The organism is Tenacibaculum sp. AHE14PA, from assembly GCF_019278465.1.
In the GTDB taxonomy this organism is placed as follows: Bacteria; Bacteroidota; Bacteroidia; order Flavobacteriales; family Flavobacteriaceae; genus Polaribacter; species Polaribacter bernardetii.
Window position 1 is genome coordinate 1,673,238 of the sequence record NZ_CP058983.1, and the last position, 16,833, is coordinate 1,690,070.

Consider the following 16,833-nt stretch of genomic DNA (forward strand, 5'->3'; position numbering starts at 1 on the left):
AACTATGAGTAATCAAATTGAATTAAGACATATCCGCTATTTTTTAGCTGTTGCTGAAGATTTACACTTTCGAAAAGCTGCTGAAAGACTCTTTATTTCTCAACCAGGTTTGAGTAGACAGATAAAACAAATGGAAGAGGATTTAGAAATTCAATTATTTGTTCGTCATAATCGAAAGGTAGCATTAACCGAAGCAGGTATATATATCAAAACCGAACTTACTCAGAGTTTAAAAAACCTCAACCATATTTTTGAGAATGCTAAACTATTACAAGACGGAAAAGACGGGCATTTAAACTTTGGTTATGTTGGTTCTGCAATGCAAAATATTATTCCTAATTTATTAGTTGAGTTTAAAAAAGAATACCCCAATGTTCAGTTCGGGTTAAAGGAAATGGACAATAAAAAACAGATAGACAGTTTACTTTCTAACGATATTGATGTAGGTTTTGTAAGGCTAGATCGTGTACCAAGAGGACTTGCAATAAAACCTCTTTTAAAAGAATCTTTTTGTTTGGTTTTACCTAAAAATCATCCCGTAAATGAAAATAATTTTAAAGGATTGTATCAATTAAAAAATGAATCTTTCATTCTCTTTGATGCCTCTTACAGTCCGTCTTATTTTGAAAAAGTAATGCAAATTTTCGATGATAGTAATTTTACTCCCCTTGTTACACACAATACAATTCATGCTGCATCTATTTACAAACTAGTAGAAAATAATTTTGGCTTATCAATTGTTCCAAAATCCTTACAACACGGGTATGATATGAAGGTAAAATTTATTGAACTGAAAAACATACCGCAACGTACCACTTTATCGGTAGTTTGGGACAAAAATAATAGGAACCCGATTCTAAAATCACTTCTAAATAAGATTACTTCATAAATAGTTACGATATAAATGAGTATTTTTACCTTCAAAATTCTCATAATTATTGATGATTCTCGTTTCTAAACGTATGGTTCCTAAAGGGTTTGTTGGTGTAACCTTATATCCTTTTATCTTTTTAAAAAGAAAAGATTTAAAGCATAATGCTGAACTTGTAAATCACGAAAAAATACATTTAGAGCAACAGCGAGAGCTTTTTATCATCTTCTTTTTTCTATTCTATTTTATAGAATGGTTTATTAAATTTTTAAAATATAAAGACAAATTAAAAGCCTACAAAAATTTAAGCTTTGAACGTGAAGCTTATCTAAATGAAAATAATTTATACTATATAGAAAAAAGAAAGTTTTGGGCTTTTCTTAACTATTTATAATCCATAAACAATTCTTATATCTTTTAAGAAATTCGTAAATTGCACAACCAATTTTTTATAAAATTTACGAATGGAACAAATAGCACCCTATAAACCTATACATAAAGTACGAATTGTAACTGCTGCTGCATTATTTGACGGCCATGATGCCGCAATAAATATTATGCGTCGAATTATTCAATCTACAGGAGTAGAAGTAATTCATCTTGGGCACGATAGAAGTGTTGAAGAAGTAGTTAATTGTGCAATTCAGGAAGATGCAAATGCTATTGCAATTACATCATACCAAGGAGGACACAATGAGTATTTTAAATACATGTATGATTTATTAAAAGAAAAAGGTGCTAACCACATCAGAATTTTTGGTGGTGGTGGTGGTGTAATTCTTCCTGAAGAAATCAAAGAATTGATGGATTATGGAATTACTCGTATCTATTCTCCTGATGACGGTCGTGAACTTGGTTTACAAGGAATGATTAACGATTTAGTTAAAACTTCTGATTTTGCAATTGGTGATGTTTTAAACGATGAAATTGATCATTTAGCCAATAAAGAAATCGGAAGCATTGCACGTATTATTTCTTCGGCAGAAAACTTCCCTGAAGTAGCAAAAGAAACTTTAGCCGCAATTCATGAAAAAAATAAAAATTCTAAAACGCCGGTTTTAGGAATTACCGGAACTGGTGGAGCAGGAAAATCATCTTTAGTTGATGAGTTAGTTCGTCGATTTTTAATTGATTTTCCAGAAAAAACAATTGGTTTAATTTCTGTTGACCCATCAAAAAGAAAAACAGGAGGTGCTTTATTAGGAGACCGTATTCGTATGAATGCAATTAATAACGATCGTGTATACATGCGCTCGTTAGCAACACGTCAATCTAATTTAGCATTATCTAAATATGTAAACGAAGCAGTACAAGTTTTAAAAGCTGCTGAGTTTGATTTAATTATTTTAGAAACTTCTGGTATCGGGCAATCGGATACCGAAATTATAGAACATTCTGATACATCATTATATGTGATGACACCTGAATTTGGAGCAGCAACGCAGTTGGAGAAAATCGACATGCTTGATTTTGCTGATTTAGTGGCTCTTAACAAATTTGATAAACGTGGTGCTTTAGATGCCATCCGTGATGTGAAGAAACAATACATGCGTAACAACAACCTTTGGGATGTTCATATGGATGACATGCCGGTTTTCGGAACCATTGCTTCTCAATTTAATGATCCAGGAATGAATACGCTATACAAACGTATTATGGATAAATTGATTGAAAAAACTGGAGTTGATTTAAAATCGAAGATGGAAATTACCAAAGAAATGTCTGAAAAGATATTTGTAATTCCGCCAAGTAGAGTTCGTTATTTATCTGAAATATCAGAAAGCAACAGGGCTTATGATAAAAAAGTAGATAGTCAGGTTATCGTTGCTCAGAAATTATATGGTATTTATAAAACTATCGAATCTATTACAAATTCGAATGTTGCCATTTCTAAAATTGGATTAGATGCTGATGCGATTCTGTCTCTCGACTCCGCTCGAGATGACAAAGAGTTCTTGAAATTACTAATAGCTCAATTCGACAAAGTAAAATTAAATCTTGATCCTCATAACTGGGAAATTATTTTAAACTGGGCTGATAAAGTAAAAAAATATAAAGACCCTGTTTATAGCTTTAAAGTAAGAGATAAAGTTATAAATATAGATACACACAGTGAAACTTTATCACATACACAAGTTCCGAAAGTAGCCTTACCAAAATACCAAGCTTGGGGAGATTTATTACGTTGGAATTTACAAGAAAACGTTCCTGGAGAGTTTCCATATACCGCAGGATTGTATCCGTTTAAAAGAACTGGTGAAGACCCAACAAGAATGTTTGCTGGTGAAGGTGGACCAGAACGTACGAACAGACGTTTTCATTACGTAAGTTTAGGAATGCCTGCAAAGCGTTTATCGACTGCTTTCGATTCTGTTACTTTATACGGTAATGACCCAGGAGTAAGACCTGATATTTATGGTAAAATTGGTAACGCAGGAGTTTCTATATGCTGCTTAGATGATGCCAAAAAATTATTTTCTGGTTTCGAACTAACGCATGCTTTAACATCTGTAAGTTTAACAATTAATGGGCCTGCACCAATGTTGTTAGGTTTTTTCATGAATGCTGCTATCGATCAGAATTGTGAGAAATACATCAAAGAAAACAAGTTAGAAAAACAAGTTGAAGCAAAATTCAAAGAAATTTACGATTCAAAAGATTTAGAAAGACCTGTTTATCAAGGCAAATTACCTGAAGGAAATGACGGGTTAGGATTAATGCTTTTAGGTTTAACAGGTGATATGATTTTACCTGCGGATGTATATGCAGAAATTAAAAAAACAACCTTAGCGCAAGTTCGTGGTACCGTACAGGCTGATATTTTAAAAGAAGATCAAGCACAAAATACTTGTATTTTTTCTACAGAATTTGCCTTGCGTTTAATGGGAGATGTACAAGAATATTTTATTAAAGAACAAGTTCGTAATTTTTATTCAGTATCAATTTCTGGGTATCATATTGCCGAAGCTGGTGCCAACCCAATTACACAGTTAGCGTTAACATTATCAAACGGATTTACCTATGTTGAATACTACTTATCCCGTGGTATGGACATCAACAAATTCGGACCAAATTTATCGTTCTTTTTCTCTAACGGAATCGATGCGGAATATTCGGTAATTGGTCGTGTAGCTCGTAAAATTTGGGCAAAAGCCATGAAACATAAATATGGTGCTAATTCAAGAGCACAAATGTTAAAATATCATATTCAAACTTCTGGTCGTTCTTTACATGCGCAGGAAATTGATTTTAACGATATCCGTACAACATTACAAGCTTTATATGCTATTAACGACAACTGTAATTCATTACACACCAATGCGTATGATGAAGCAATTACAACACCTACTGAAGAATCGGTACGTAGAGCAATGGCAATTCAGTTAATTATCAACAAAGAATTAGGTTTAACTAAGAATGAAAATCCTATTCAAGGTGCTTTTATTATTGAAGAGTTAACCGATTTAGTTGAAGAAGCAGTATTGTTAGAGTTTGATAGAATTACCGAACGTGGTGGTGTTTTAGGAGCGATGGAAACGATGTATCAGCGTTCTAAAATACAAGAAGAAAGCTTGTATTATGAAACATTGAAACACACAGGAGAATTCCCAATTATTGGTGTAAATACTTTCTTAAGCTCTAAAGGTTCTCCAACAGTACAACCTGCAGAAGTTATCCGTGCAACGGAAGAAGAAAAGCAATATCAAATAAAAACAAAAAGCATTTTAAACAAAGCGAACGACGGAAAAGTGCAAGAACAATTGGCAATTTTACAAGAAGCTGCGGTTCAGAATGAAAACTTATTTGATAAGTTAATGGAAGCTACCAAATTTTGTTCTTTAGGGCAAATTACTGAAGCTTTATTTAAAGTTGGTGGACAGTATAGAAGAAACATGTAAGCAAACAATGTCTACAAATAACTATAAACCTCATATTAATTTATGAGGTTTTTTTATTGATTTTTTTAGGTTCCTTTTCTCCTATAACTTGTAATGTTTCCTATAAAAAACAGACCAACTTAAAAAATAAATTCATGGACCTTACAGATCAATTAAAAGAGTACGCTGATAATAGTGCGAAAAACATGCCAGAAGAAGCAAAAAAAATCATGCAAGCTGGTATTAAAAAACTAGAAGATACCGATATTATAAAAAATGCAACAAAAAAAGGGGAGCATTTTCCTGATTTTTCTTTACCGAATGCAAAGGGAGAATTAACATCTCTTGAAGAACTTCTTAAAAAAGGACAAGTGGTGCTTACTTTTTATAGAGGTGGTTGGTGTCCTTATTGTAATCTTGCTTTAAAAGCATTACAAGATATAGTGCCTCAAATTAAAGAGAAAAATGCAACATTAGTTGCTATTACACCTGAAACACCAGATAATACACTTACTATTAAAGAGAAAAACGAATTAGATTTCGAAATTTTAACAAGTAAGAATAACGAACTAGCAAGGTCATTAGGTTTAACTTATAAGTTACCAGAAGAGTTAGCTGCTTTGTATAAAAAATTCGGAATAGATTTATTAGAAAGTCAAGGAAATGAGTCGAATGAATTACCTATTGCAGCGACCTATATTATTGGAACTGATAAAAAAATAACCTATAGTTTTATTACAGAAGATTATAAATTAAGAGCAGAGCCTTTAGATATTATTGCTGCATTATAATTTAAAATTTAAAATCAGCTCAAGTATTTGAGCTGATTTTTTTCTGTTAAAAGAATCTATTTTAATTGTTATTTATTTTCAATTTCTAAAGCAGCTTGTTTACTTGCTTTTCTTCCTTTTAAAAAGAAGAGGATAAAAAAGATCATTACAACTCCTAAATAAATAGAGAACCCTCCTATTTTAGCACTTAAAGTTTCTACCAAATCTTTATAACTAGATAAACTATATATTTCTAAAATACGTAGCGCAAAACCAACATTCAATAAATAAAAACCAATTTTAAAAAGTTTATTTGTAGCCATTGCAATCTCTACCTTTTGATGAAAAATATCCAGCATAAATATTTTACTATTTTTAAAAAGGTGATATGATACAAACGTTGTTAATCCTATTGCTATTGGTAAATAAATAATGTAGGCGACTAATTCTAATGAAGTGTTCATAGTTATTGATTTTTAAAGTGTTTGTGAATTAAATAAACTGTATAAATATTAATAAAATGGAGTGAGGCAATTATAAGAATCATATAACTCAACCTCTTTGTTATTTCTAGTATTACTTCTTCTAAACTATTTATATGATTCATTGTATTTAAACTCCAAACGATTAAACCAATGTTTAATAAATAATAAGCTATTCTTAAAAGATTATTTATACCGTTTCCAAAATTGATTCTATCAGGAAAATAATTTAGAATATATACTTGTCCGTTTTTATAACAAGCCTCTCCTACCCTAAGAACAATTGCACTTGATAGCAATAGGTATATTATATATGTGAATTGACTCATATTTCTTTTTTTATCATTTCTAAAATATAAGTCCAATGAATTGATAAGATTACTGGTATAGCGCATAATATGTAATAAACAATATGATTCTTATTGCCATTATATTCACCAACAAAAAAACAAGCACCAAAATAAAGTACAACTGCTATACCATAAATAAACATTAATTTTCGTTCCAACTTGTTAATACTACCCGAATAAAATAAGGTAAACATGAATGAAAACACTTGAAAAACGCCTATAACAAAGGCCAAAATAGCCGCTAAAGAGAGTAAATCGTTTTCTAAAATTGATAAAACTAAGAGCATTAAAAACGGAACCATTAAAACTCTATTAATCCATGTTGTAATTAAGATATTTATTTTCATAGTTTCAGAAATATTTGAAAGTTTTATTTTAAATTTTTTTACTTTTTTATCATTTTGGTAAAGTTTGATAATAACCAATGCTCATCGGCCTTAATTGTTTTATCAAGAATAGTATTAACTGTATTTGTTACGGTAGCTAAATCTTTCATTACTTTTTTAAACTGCAATGCATCTTCAGAGTTATCATTTACATCGTTTTGTAACTCGTCTAAAACTTTTAAAACTGGTTCAATCTCTCTTTTTTTGCGTTCTTTGGTTACTTGCTTAAACAATTCCCAAATATCTTTATCAGCTACAAAAAACTCCTTACGCTCTCCTATTACAAACTCTTTACTTACAATTCCCCAATCTATCAATGCTCTTACATTCATATTTACGTTTCCTCTAGATATTTTTAGAGTTTCCATAATAGCATCTGCAGACATTGGTTTGGTTGACACTAACAATAAGGCGTGTACTTGTGCCATTGTCTTATTAATTCCCCAACTTGTAGCTAAACTTCCCCAAGTATGAATGTATTTTAATTTTGCGTCATCTAAATTCATAAGGCAAATATACAACTAATTATTAAACTTTCAATAATTATTGAAAATAAAATATTTAAATTTTATCAATTATCTTGTAATACTTTTAATTAAGCGAATACTAATTAATAAAACACAATTTTGAGTAACGATTTTTACGCAACATCTATTGTACCTCATAAAGGTATTATAATTAAAATATGTAGAGCTTATACGGACTCTCAAGAGGATTTTGAAGATTTTTATCAAGAAGCCTGTTTACAAATCTGGAAAAGTAGAGATGCTTTTCAAGAAAAATCTAAATGGAGTACTTGGATTTATAGAATTACCCTAAACATTTGCTTAACGCTTTCTAAAAAGAACAAACGCAAGCACAATACTATTGAAATTCTTCATGAGGAATCTGAGAAAAATGCTGCTTTTCAAAATGAAAGTTTAAACTTGTTGTACGATGCTATTAAAAAATTATCTGAAGTCGACAGAGCGGTAATTTTATTGCATTTAGAAGAAAATCCGCACAAAGAAATTGCAGAAATTATTGGAACGAGCTCAAATAACATTGCCGTTCGTATTAACAGAATTAAAAAACAATTAAAAGTAATATTAGATGGAAAAATCAATTGAAAAAATATGGAATGAAGCCTTCATTAAAGAAGAAACTTTAATTGCCCCAAAAATAAATAATTTATACAATCAAAAATCTAAATCAATAATAGCAAAAATTAAAAGAACTTACGAAATTGATAACAAAGGATTAATTCCTATGGCCATAATAGTTGCTATTGGTATGACACTATTTTCAGAAGCAATTATTGGGTTTTACGGTGCTTTTTTAATTTTATGTCTCTATTTTTTTAATAACAATTTATTGAAAAAATTTAAAACTATTGATGTTAAATCTGACAACCTAACATATTTAAAAAAATATAAAAGCATTATAAATATAATACTGAAAGCCACTAAAAAGCTATTTGTATTTGCAATACCGCTAGCTGTTTTGTCAATTTTTGCACTTGCTTTTACTATTAAAGAAAAAAGTTTTTTATCTAAATTTATTTCTTCGGATACTTCATTCTTAAAAATTATAGCCGTCGGGTTACTAGTTGCTGTTGTCGTTTCAATTATTGGAAGAGTCGTTTATACTATTTCTACTAAAATCTTATATGCCGGATTAATTTCTAAATTAGATGCAGTTATTATAGAAATGGAAGACTTAAAAAATGAAGAATAGCTAAAGTATATTATGTATATAGTTATTAGAATATAAAACAATATTTTATAGAGAAGCTATTCATTAGTTCTCGATACATTTCAATTCCGTTTCACTGCATTAAAATTACTCGAACTGACATAATATAACCCAAACTATTTATAGCAAAAACCAACTGATAAACACCTGTCTCTTCGAGTGAAATTATTAGAATACAAATGGAAAATAATTTTGTATCGAGAAGGTACTTACTAGTTCTCGATACATTTTAATTGAGTTTTACTGCACTAAAATTACTCGAACTGACATAAAATAATCTAACTATTTTATAGCAAAAACTAACTGATAAACATCTGTCACTTCAAGAGAAATTATTGGAATGCAAATGAAAGATAATTTTGTATCGAGAAGGTACTTACTAGTTCTCGATACATTTTAATTGAGTTTTACTGCACTAAAATTACTCGAACTGACATAAAATAATCTAACTTTTTCATAGCAAAAACCAACTGCTAACAGCTGTCACTTCGAGTAAAATTATTGGAATGAATATGGAAAATAATTTTGTATCGAGAAGTTGTTCATTAGTTCTCAATACAATTTTCATTCCGTTTCACTACATTAAAATTACTCGAACTGAAGTTTTATTTCGTGCTAAATTCACAATTACTTTACACAAAACACAACTAAAAATACTTATCGTTTCTTCTGTAAAATCGTCAATCCAATTCGTATTTGCTCATATGGCACTTTCTCTCCTAAAAACTCGAAATAAGGCTTTAAAGTCGGTTCGTTTTTTAATACTTTTTTAGCATTTGCTATTAGCTTAATAGTTGCCGCATCAATAAATTCATTTAAACTCACATCTTTACCTTCTAAATACAATTTAGATAAATGCGAAAATATAGTTTGTGCTTTTAAGTTTCGCTTATCTGCTATTTCATCAATCGAAAAACCTTCTTTGTATAAATTATAAGTTTCGAGTGTTGTATCTTTTTTTCCTTTCTTTTTCTCTTTTACAAAAGTTTTAATCTCTTCCATAAATTCACCACCATACACTTCTAATTTACGCTGCCCTACTCCACTAATTGCTAAAAAGGCATTATCTGTTTGCGGACGCTCATTTTCTAACTCACGTAAAGTAGCATCACTAAAAACTAAATATGCAGCAATATTTTCTTCCTGTGCAATTCTGTATCGTAGTTTACGTAAACGTTCAAATAAAGTATCTTTTACGACTGATTTAGATGTTTTTTTACCTTTTGCTTTGATAGCTTTTTCAGTAGATTTGATTTCTACTGGAGTTGTTAGTTGAATTTTTTCTTTATCAAAAAGTACTTTTTTAGAAAAATCTGTTAAGTGTAACGTATTGTTTAAGTGAAATGCTATCTGGCAATACCCTTGATTTATCAATTGAACAATATAATGTTGCCAGTGTTGCCAAGAAATATCATTTCCTATTCCGTATGTTTTTAAATTTTGATAATTTTTATCTAAAACCGCCGCATTTTTTGCGCCACGTAAAACATCAATCACCGTACCCATGGCTTCTTTTTCTTGCAGACGATAAATAGCAGAAAGAGCTTTTTGCGCTATAATTGTTCCATCGAAAAACTGTACCGGATTTTTACAAACATCACAATTACCACAATTTTTCTCAATCAGTTCTCCAAAATAACTCAACAATATTTTTCGCCTACACACAGTTGCTTCCGCAAACTGCTTCATTCTATCTAACTTTGCTTCCTGAACTTCTTTATTACTTGTATTTGCAATAAACTGACGCAGCTGAATTACATCCGCATAACTATGAAAAAGTAATGCTTGTGCTGGTAATCCGTCACGCCCAGCACGACCGATTTCCTGATAATATCCTTCGATATTTTTGGGCATGTTATAATGAATTACCCAACGCACATTCGATTTATCGATTCCCATTCCAAATGCAACCGTTGCACAAATAATTTGAACTTCGTCTTTAATAAAATCTTCTTGATTCTTGGCGCGTTCCTCAAAATTTAATCCTGCATGATATGCTTTCGCATTTATATTTTGCTGCTTTAATTTACCTGCTAATTGTTCCGTAGCCTTTCTACTTAAACAATACACAATACCAGCTTCATTCGGTTTTTTATTGATGAATTTAATAATCTGCTGAACTCTATCGTTTGCAGGACGAACCTCTAAACTGATGTTTTCTCTATTAAAAGAACTTACAAATTTAGTAGCATGCGGAACCGCTAATTGCTCTAAAATATCTTCTTGTGTAGCTTTATCTGCCGTTGCGGTTAACGCCACAATAGGAACATTTGGTAATGTTCTTTTTAAGAATGATAATTGTTTGTACGACGGTCTAAAATCGTGACCCCAAGCAGAAATACAGTGTGCTTCATCAATAGCAATACAGCTAACGTAATTTGAATTTAAAATATTTTGAAGCAACGATAAACTTTCTGGAGCCACATACAACAACTTTACAGTTTTATTTATAACCGAATCAAAAACCTGCTGTTGTTCTTCGGGTGATTGACTACTGTTATAATAAGTAGCTGCAATACCGTTCGCTTTTAAACTATCTACCTGATCTTTCATCAAGGCTATTAACGGAGAAACAACTAGGGTGATACCTTCAAAAAATAATGCTGGTAATTGAAAACATATCGATTTTCCTCCACCAGTTGGCATAATTACCAAAGTGTCTTTATTGTTTAAAACATTTTCGATAATTGCTTGTTGCTGTAACCGAAAGCTATCGTAACCAAAGTTTGCTTTTAATTTTACAAGTAAGTCTATTTCTGTAAGCTGCATCATATTGCAAAAATAATCATAAAAAAAGCATAGAAAATAATTTCTATGCTTCATTTTGTTTTTAGTGCTATTTCAACATTATTTATAATAGATAACGAACAGTTACTTTAAATCTTGTAATAAAACCTCAACTGCTTTTTGTAATTGAGCGTCTTCTCCTCTTTCTTTCCAACCCGGAGCATTTTTCACTAAATAATCTGGAACTGCAGGTGCTTCATTCTCCATATTCTTTCCTGATTTCTTCACAAACCAAGCTCTAAACGGCATACGAATAGATCCGTTTTGTAATCTTGCAGATCCTGTAGAAACTACGGCTCCGAATGTTGGTTGCCCTACTAATTTACCTAAACCTAAGTTTTTAAATGCATGTGAAAAAATCTCAGCATTCGAATAACTATTTTCGTTACATAAAGCAACTACTGGCTTTGTATTTACTGATAAAATTGCACGTTCGTTAAACGGATAATTTGTATTGAATTTTTTATTATTCTTTAAACTTTTAGCGGCGCCTCTTGGTACCGTATACGCATGTTGATCTACATTTAAAACAGCCATTAATCGGTCGGTTGTCCAACCACCACCGTTATAACGTACATCAATTACAATTCCTTTTTTTCCGTATCCACTTGCTTTTAACTCACGTTCAAAACGCTCGAAACTTGGCATATTCATTCCCTGAATATGAATATATCCTAATTGCCCGTTTGAGTATTCGTCAACTAATTTTTTACGAGACGTTATCCAAGCTTCATATTGTTGACTCCTAATAGATCGTTGCGGTCTTAACACAATATCTTTTCCGTTCTTTAAACTCAATAATACTTCGTTACCTTGTGTATTTTTCAACAGCTGATAAAAGTTAGTGTTTTTAGCGATTTCATAACCATTTACAGCAGTAATAACATCGCCTACCTTTAAAGTACTTTTCGATTTATCGGCAACCGTATTTTGTAGAATATAATTCACTTTTACGCCATCTTTGGTATTTACGACATCTAAACCCAGTAAACCTACTTTGTCGTTTACGGTTTTAGGAGCTGAGCCTCTATATCCCATGTGACTCGCATTTAACTGCCCCAACAATAAATTATACATATATGTATAATCTTGATGTGTTGTTGCTGATAAAACCCAAGGTCTGTATCTTTTTACTAAGCTACTCCAATCATAGCCGTGAAATTCTGGATCGTAAAAGCCAGCTGTTAACACTCTAATACCTTCTTCAAAAACCTGCTCGTATTCTTTTTTACTATTTTTAGTATAAGTTGCAGAATGTGGTAGCTTCGTTACTTTATCTGATTTGGTATCTAACTGATTTAAACTTCCTCTTGAAGTAAAATAAACTTTCCCTTTATTTTCTGATATTCCTCTTGCACCGCTTACACTTTTAATCGCTTTTGGCTTGCTTCCATCCCACTTTACTTTATAAGTGCTTCTTTTTTTACTTGCAGGATCTGTTGCTGAAAAATAAATAAATTTACTATCGGCACTAAACATCGGACTGTATTCATTATCCTGCAAAGAAGTTACTTGTACTAAACGATCGTAAATTTTATCTTGATCTATTTTAACAACAACTATTTTTTTCTTCTTTTTCTTATCCTTTTTGTCAGACTTATCTTCCTTTTTTTCTTTTTCCGCTGGATAATAACTTCCTTCTTCGTGATCAATTTTCGATTTCTCCCAATCCGTTTTATCTAACCAAACCATCCAAACATCATAGTTCATTCCGCTTCTGTTCGATAAAAATGCTAATTTTTTACCATCTGCACTCCAAACCGGATTTGCATCACTTCGTGGATGCATAGAAACATTCATTTTTTTAGATTTATCAGCAATCGACTGAATGAAAATTTCGCTATCAAAATTTAAATCTTCCTGAGAATACGCAATATATTTACTATCCGGACTCCATGAAACATCTTCGGTAGCAGCCCAAGAATTAGAATATTCTTTCGCCTTTATAATCTTTCCGTCTTTTAAATCAGCAATCATTAAAATTCCGCGACCAACTTGATAGGCAATTTTTTTTCCGTCAGGTGATACTAACGATCCCATTACATCTTCTTTATGATTCGTTAATTTCGTCACCTTTGTTTTTAAGCTACGATGTAAACCAACTAATGTATCTGTAGAAACTGCGCTATATAATTGATAAACCCCACCTCTATCCGAAGAAAAAACAACTGTTTTATCATTTATCCATTGCGGATTACGATCTCTAAATAAATGCTTACTTACGTTATTAGAACGTTTCTTTTCTTTATTGTTTTCTTTTACAAAAATTTCACCGTTAATTTCAAGTGCAATACTTTTTCCGTTAGGTGAAACTGCGTAACTACTAATTCCGTTTGTAACTGTTTTTGTTATCTCTTCTTCAAAACGATTATCCGAAGAAAGGTTTAAGGTTATTTTTTGTGCCAAACCATCTTCAACCTTAAATAAATTTACACCACTTAAGTAAATAAATGCTCCGTTACTACTCACTGAAAACTCTCTAACTCCATCTTTTTTCTCTGATGTTAATTGGGTTGCGTTTCCATTAGCCGTTCCGTTTGATGAAATAGCTTGTTTATATACATTATATCGTCCGCTTTTTGCGCCTATATAATATAAGTTTCCGGCAGCATCCCATTTAGGAGAATGGTCGTTTTTGTTACTTGTGGTAATTTGATTGTATTTTTTGGTATCTGTGTTATAAATCCAAATATCTCTTTGTGCAGAACCCGAATAGTCTTCACGAGCAATACGACAAGCACCCTTGGTAAACGCTATTAATTTTCCGTTAGGAGAAACTGAAGCTAACTCACCGTAAGCTGTTAATAATCGCTCTGGTGTTCCGCCGTTTTCATTTACGGTATACATTTGTTTATCCCATTCTGGACCGCGATAAACTCTACCTGTTGTAAATACAACTGTACCTTCTGAAGTCCAATCTGTAGGAATATTGGCCGTTGGATAATACGTTAACTGTTTTGGCACACCACCGTTAAGAGACGTTATAAATACGTTGTCATTTCCTTTTCTGTTTGATGAAAATGCGATTTCGGTATCATCAATATTCCACACGGGATTACTTTCATATCCTTTATGAATTGTTAATCTTTTTGATTGCTTACTATTTAAGTTGTACATCCAAATATCTCCATAATAACTAAATGCCATTTTTGAACCATCATTACTAATAGCAGGTTTTCGAATTAAAGAATTTTGAGAAATTGCAACACCAAAACTAAATAGCATTGCGAGTAGAAATAGATTTTTTTTAGACATCCGATTATTTTTATGTAAACGAAATTAAAGTATTCGTATTATTATCAGAAAACTTTAAGACTTTTTAACAGTGTTTTCAAAAAAAAAAGAAATTAATCCATATCTTTATAAAAAAAACAATCATGAAAACTATCAATCTCCTTTTAATTTTAACACTATCTTTATCTAACACAGTGTTTTCTCAACAAGAAAAAAATGTATTTATTGTCGTTAAAGATAGTAATAACAACCCTATTCCAAACGCTGTTGTCCTCTTTGATGATGTAAAACAAACTTCTAAAACAGATTCTAAAGGAATATTTAAAGGCACAAGCAAAAAAAATATAAAAAAAATGACGGCCTTTTCTCCTCTTCATGGAATCAATACTATAAATTATGATGGAAAAAAATACAATCGAATTATAATAAAAAGCCAACGCGCTAATGTTACAATTCAAAAACCATCAAATGTAATCGTCCAAAACTCAATGTCTTCATTTCAATACAAAGACATTTATGATTATATAAATGGGCAAGTTCCTGGTGTAACCGTAATTAATAAAACAATTACGGTTAGAGGATCTAATTCTATTAATGGATCTACAATACCTTTATTTGTTGTAAACAAGATGCAAGTAGCACAAGAGATTTTTGCAAACATCTCACCCGCTGACATAAAACGTATAAAAGTATTGAAAGGAACTGACACAGCTATTTACGGTGTTAGAGGCGCAAATGGTGTTATTGAAGTTACAACTAATTAATAACCCTAAAAACAACACTTACAGCGTTTAGTAAGGCAAATAATAATATTTTAGTTCTCTCTTATTATAGATAATATATTTTATAACTAAAAAAAATGCTGCTTTTTCAGCTTTGGCTTGGTTTTAGTGGTTACTAGTATAAGGTATTAAAATACTTACAGCATAAGAATTATGTAAAGGAGTATTTTTTTAAATTAAACAATCATAAGTATGAGTCAAGTAAAAGAAAACAACACAGTTAAAGTAAACTACACAGGTAAATTATCTGACGGACAAATTTTTGATAGTTCTGAAGGAAAAGAGCCTATAGAATTTACTTTAGGAGAAGGACGATTAATACCTGGTTTTGAAAAAGGTTTAATTGATATGAAATTAAACGAAAAGAAAACCATTACAATTGCTAAAGAGGAAGCATATGGTGATGTTAACGAAAGTTTGATTCAGGAAGTAAATAAAACTGATCTTCCTCAGGATATGGCTCCTCAAGTAGGTATGGGACTTGTCTCTAAATCTCCTGACGGACAAGAATTCAACTTAGTTATTACTGAAGTTAAAGAAGAGAGTGTTATTATTGATGGTAATCACCCTTTAGCCGGTAAAGAACTTATTTTTGATCTTGAAGTTGTTGCTATTAACTAACAACAAAAGATTAACATCTTTGTAAAATAACAAACCGCTTATTAAAAACAATAGGCGGTTTATATTTATAAGATATATTATTTTTTAATTGATTTTATAAAATTGCCAACTCCTGCAATTCCGTTTGCATCTAGTTCTTTAACAAAGGCCGAACCTATAATTGCTCCATTCATATATTTACAAGCCGTTGTAAATGTTTTCTTATCAGAAATACCAAAGCCAACAATTAATTTACTTTGTAATTTCATGGCATTAATTCGATTAAAATAATCGATTTGTTGTGATGAAATCTCCCCTTTTGCTCCAGTAATTGAAGCTGATGCTACTACGTAAATAAAAGCTTCTGTTAACGAATCTATTTTACGAATTCTTTCTTCTGATGTATTTGGCGTAATTAAAAATACGTTTGTTATTCCGTATTTCTTAAACAATTCCTGATAATGATTTTCATATTCAATCATTGGTAAATCCGGAATAATTACAGTATCAATTCCTGTTTCTTTTACTTTTTCACAAAACTTATCTTCACCATATTTTATAATCTGATTCAAATATCCCATTAAAACTAATGGCGTTTTATTTGTATCCTTTATGGCTAATAACTGCTCAAAAACTATATCAAGATTCATTCCGTTACTTAACGCAACCGAACTACTATTTTGTATCGTCGGACCATCTGCTAAAGGATCTGAATAAGGCAAACCTACTTCTATAAAATCTACACCACTATTACTTAAATCAGCAACAATTTTTGCAGTGTCATCTAACTTCGGAAAACCTGCCGTGAAGAAAATAGATAATAAATTTTGACTTTGATTTTGAAAAACTTTTTTTATTGAATTCATGTTTTATACTTCATTCTGTCATTGCGAACGTAGTGAAGTAATCTCCTAAAAAGACTACTTCGTTATTCCTTCTCGTAACGACGATTTTAAAAT

General features: G+C 31.1%; 15 protein-coding genes. 8 read left to right on the forward strand and 7 right to left on the reverse strand.

Annotation, left to right across the window (positions count from 1 at the left end; genetic code table 11):
* Positions 1-4 precede the first annotated feature (4 nt).
* The 4 genes from H0I30_RS07695 (at position 5) to H0I30_RS07710 (ending at position 5,540) form a co-directional block, all read left to right on the forward strand.
* Positions 5-889 (forward strand): LysR family transcriptional regulator, encoded by an 885-nt coding sequence (locus tag H0I30_RS07695; protein ID WP_218771289.1) that lies wholly within the window; start codon positions 5-7, stop codon positions 887-889.
* Positions 890-941: 52 nt separating this feature from the next.
* On the forward strand, positions 942-1,265 hold the full coding sequence (locus tag H0I30_RS07700) for a hypothetical protein (RefSeq protein ID WP_218771290.1): 324 nt from the start codon (positions 942-944) through the stop codon (positions 1,263-1,265).
* Between the two features lie 70 nt (positions 1,266-1,335).
* Entirely contained in the window at positions 1,336-4,770 is a 3,435-nt protein-coding gene (locus H0I30_RS07705; RefSeq protein WP_218771291.1) for a methylmalonyl-CoA mutase family protein, read from the forward strand.
* 134 nt (positions 4,771-4,904) lie between these two features.
* Entirely contained in the window at positions 4,905-5,540 is a 636-nt protein-coding gene (locus H0I30_RS07710) for a peroxiredoxin-like family protein (RefSeq protein WP_218771292.1), read from the forward strand.
* 68 nt (positions 5,541-5,608) lie between these two features.
* Here H0I30_RS07710 and H0I30_RS07715 read toward each other — a convergent pair whose 3' ends face one another.
* The 4 genes from H0I30_RS07715 to H0I30_RS07730 are packed head-to-tail and all read right to left on the reverse strand — an operon-like array spanning position 5,609 to position 7,243.
* Positions 5,609-5,983, reverse strand: a complete 375-nt coding sequence (locus H0I30_RS07715) for a hypothetical protein (protein ID WP_218771293.1) — start codon at positions 5,981-5,983, stop codon at positions 5,609-5,611.
* A gap of 2 nt (positions 5,984-5,985) precedes the next feature.
* Positions 5,986-6,330: a hypothetical protein gene (locus tag H0I30_RS07720; protein ID WP_218771294.1), complete on the reverse strand. Its 345-nt coding sequence runs from the start codon at positions 6,328-6,330 to the stop codon at positions 5,986-5,988.
* Positions 6,327-6,698 (reverse strand): hypothetical protein, encoded by a 372-nt coding sequence (locus H0I30_RS07725; RefSeq protein WP_218771295.1) that lies wholly within the window; start codon positions 6,696-6,698, stop codon positions 6,327-6,329. Before H0I30_RS07725 ends, H0I30_RS07720 begins: the two co-directional genes overlap by 4 nt.
* Positions 6,699-6,736: 38 nt before the next feature.
* Entirely contained in the window at positions 6,737-7,243 is a 507-nt protein-coding gene (locus H0I30_RS07730; RefSeq protein WP_218771296.1) for a GbsR/MarR family transcriptional regulator, read from the reverse strand.
* 120 nt (positions 7,244-7,363) lie between these two features.
* On the opposite strand from H0I30_RS07730, the gene H0I30_RS07735 reads away from it, so the two are divergent.
* Together H0I30_RS07735 and H0I30_RS07740 are read left to right on the forward strand one after the other, a co-directional pair.
* Entirely contained in the window at positions 7,364-7,846 is a 483-nt protein-coding gene (locus H0I30_RS07735) for an RNA polymerase sigma factor (RefSeq protein WP_218771297.1), read from the forward strand.
* Positions 7,830-8,453 (forward strand): hypothetical protein, encoded by a 624-nt coding sequence (locus tag H0I30_RS07740; protein WP_218771298.1) that lies wholly within the window; start codon positions 7,830-7,832, stop codon positions 8,451-8,453. Before H0I30_RS07735 ends, H0I30_RS07740 begins: the two co-directional genes overlap by 17 nt.
* A 675-nt stretch (positions 8,454-9,128) precedes the next feature.
* Here H0I30_RS07740 and recQ read toward each other — a convergent pair.
* Positions 9,129-11,243 (reverse strand): DNA helicase RecQ, encoded by a 2,115-nt coding sequence (recQ, locus tag H0I30_RS07745; RefSeq protein ID WP_255554354.1) that lies wholly within the window; start codon positions 11,241-11,243, stop codon positions 9,129-9,131.
* Between the two features lie 99 nt (positions 11,244-11,342).
* Complete coding sequence (locus tag H0I30_RS07750; RefSeq protein ID WP_218771299.1) at positions 11,343-14,513, reverse strand: S41 family peptidase; 3,171 nt, start codon at positions 14,511-14,513, stop codon at positions 11,343-11,345.
* Positions 14,514-14,635: 122 nt separating this feature from the next.
* Here H0I30_RS07750 and H0I30_RS07755 point away from each other — a divergent pair, with 122 nt between their 5' ends.
* Positions 14,636-15,256, forward strand: coding sequence for a TonB-dependent receptor plug domain-containing protein (locus H0I30_RS07755; RefSeq protein WP_218771300.1), 621 nt, complete (start codon positions 14,636-14,638; stop codon positions 15,254-15,256).
* A 210-nt stretch (positions 15,257-15,466) separates the two neighbouring features.
* Positions 15,467-15,895 (forward strand): peptidylprolyl isomerase, encoded by a 429-nt coding sequence (locus H0I30_RS07760; RefSeq protein ID WP_218771301.1) that lies wholly within the window; start codon positions 15,467-15,469, stop codon positions 15,893-15,895.
* A 77-nt stretch (positions 15,896-15,972) separates the two neighbouring features.
* Here the strand turns inward: H0I30_RS07760 and trpA are convergent, their stop codons facing one another.
* Positions 15,973-16,740, reverse strand: a complete 768-nt coding sequence (gene trpA, locus H0I30_RS07765; RefSeq protein WP_218771302.1) for a tryptophan synthase subunit alpha — start codon at positions 16,738-16,740, stop codon at positions 15,973-15,975.
* Positions 16,741-16,833 lie beyond the last annotated feature (93 nt).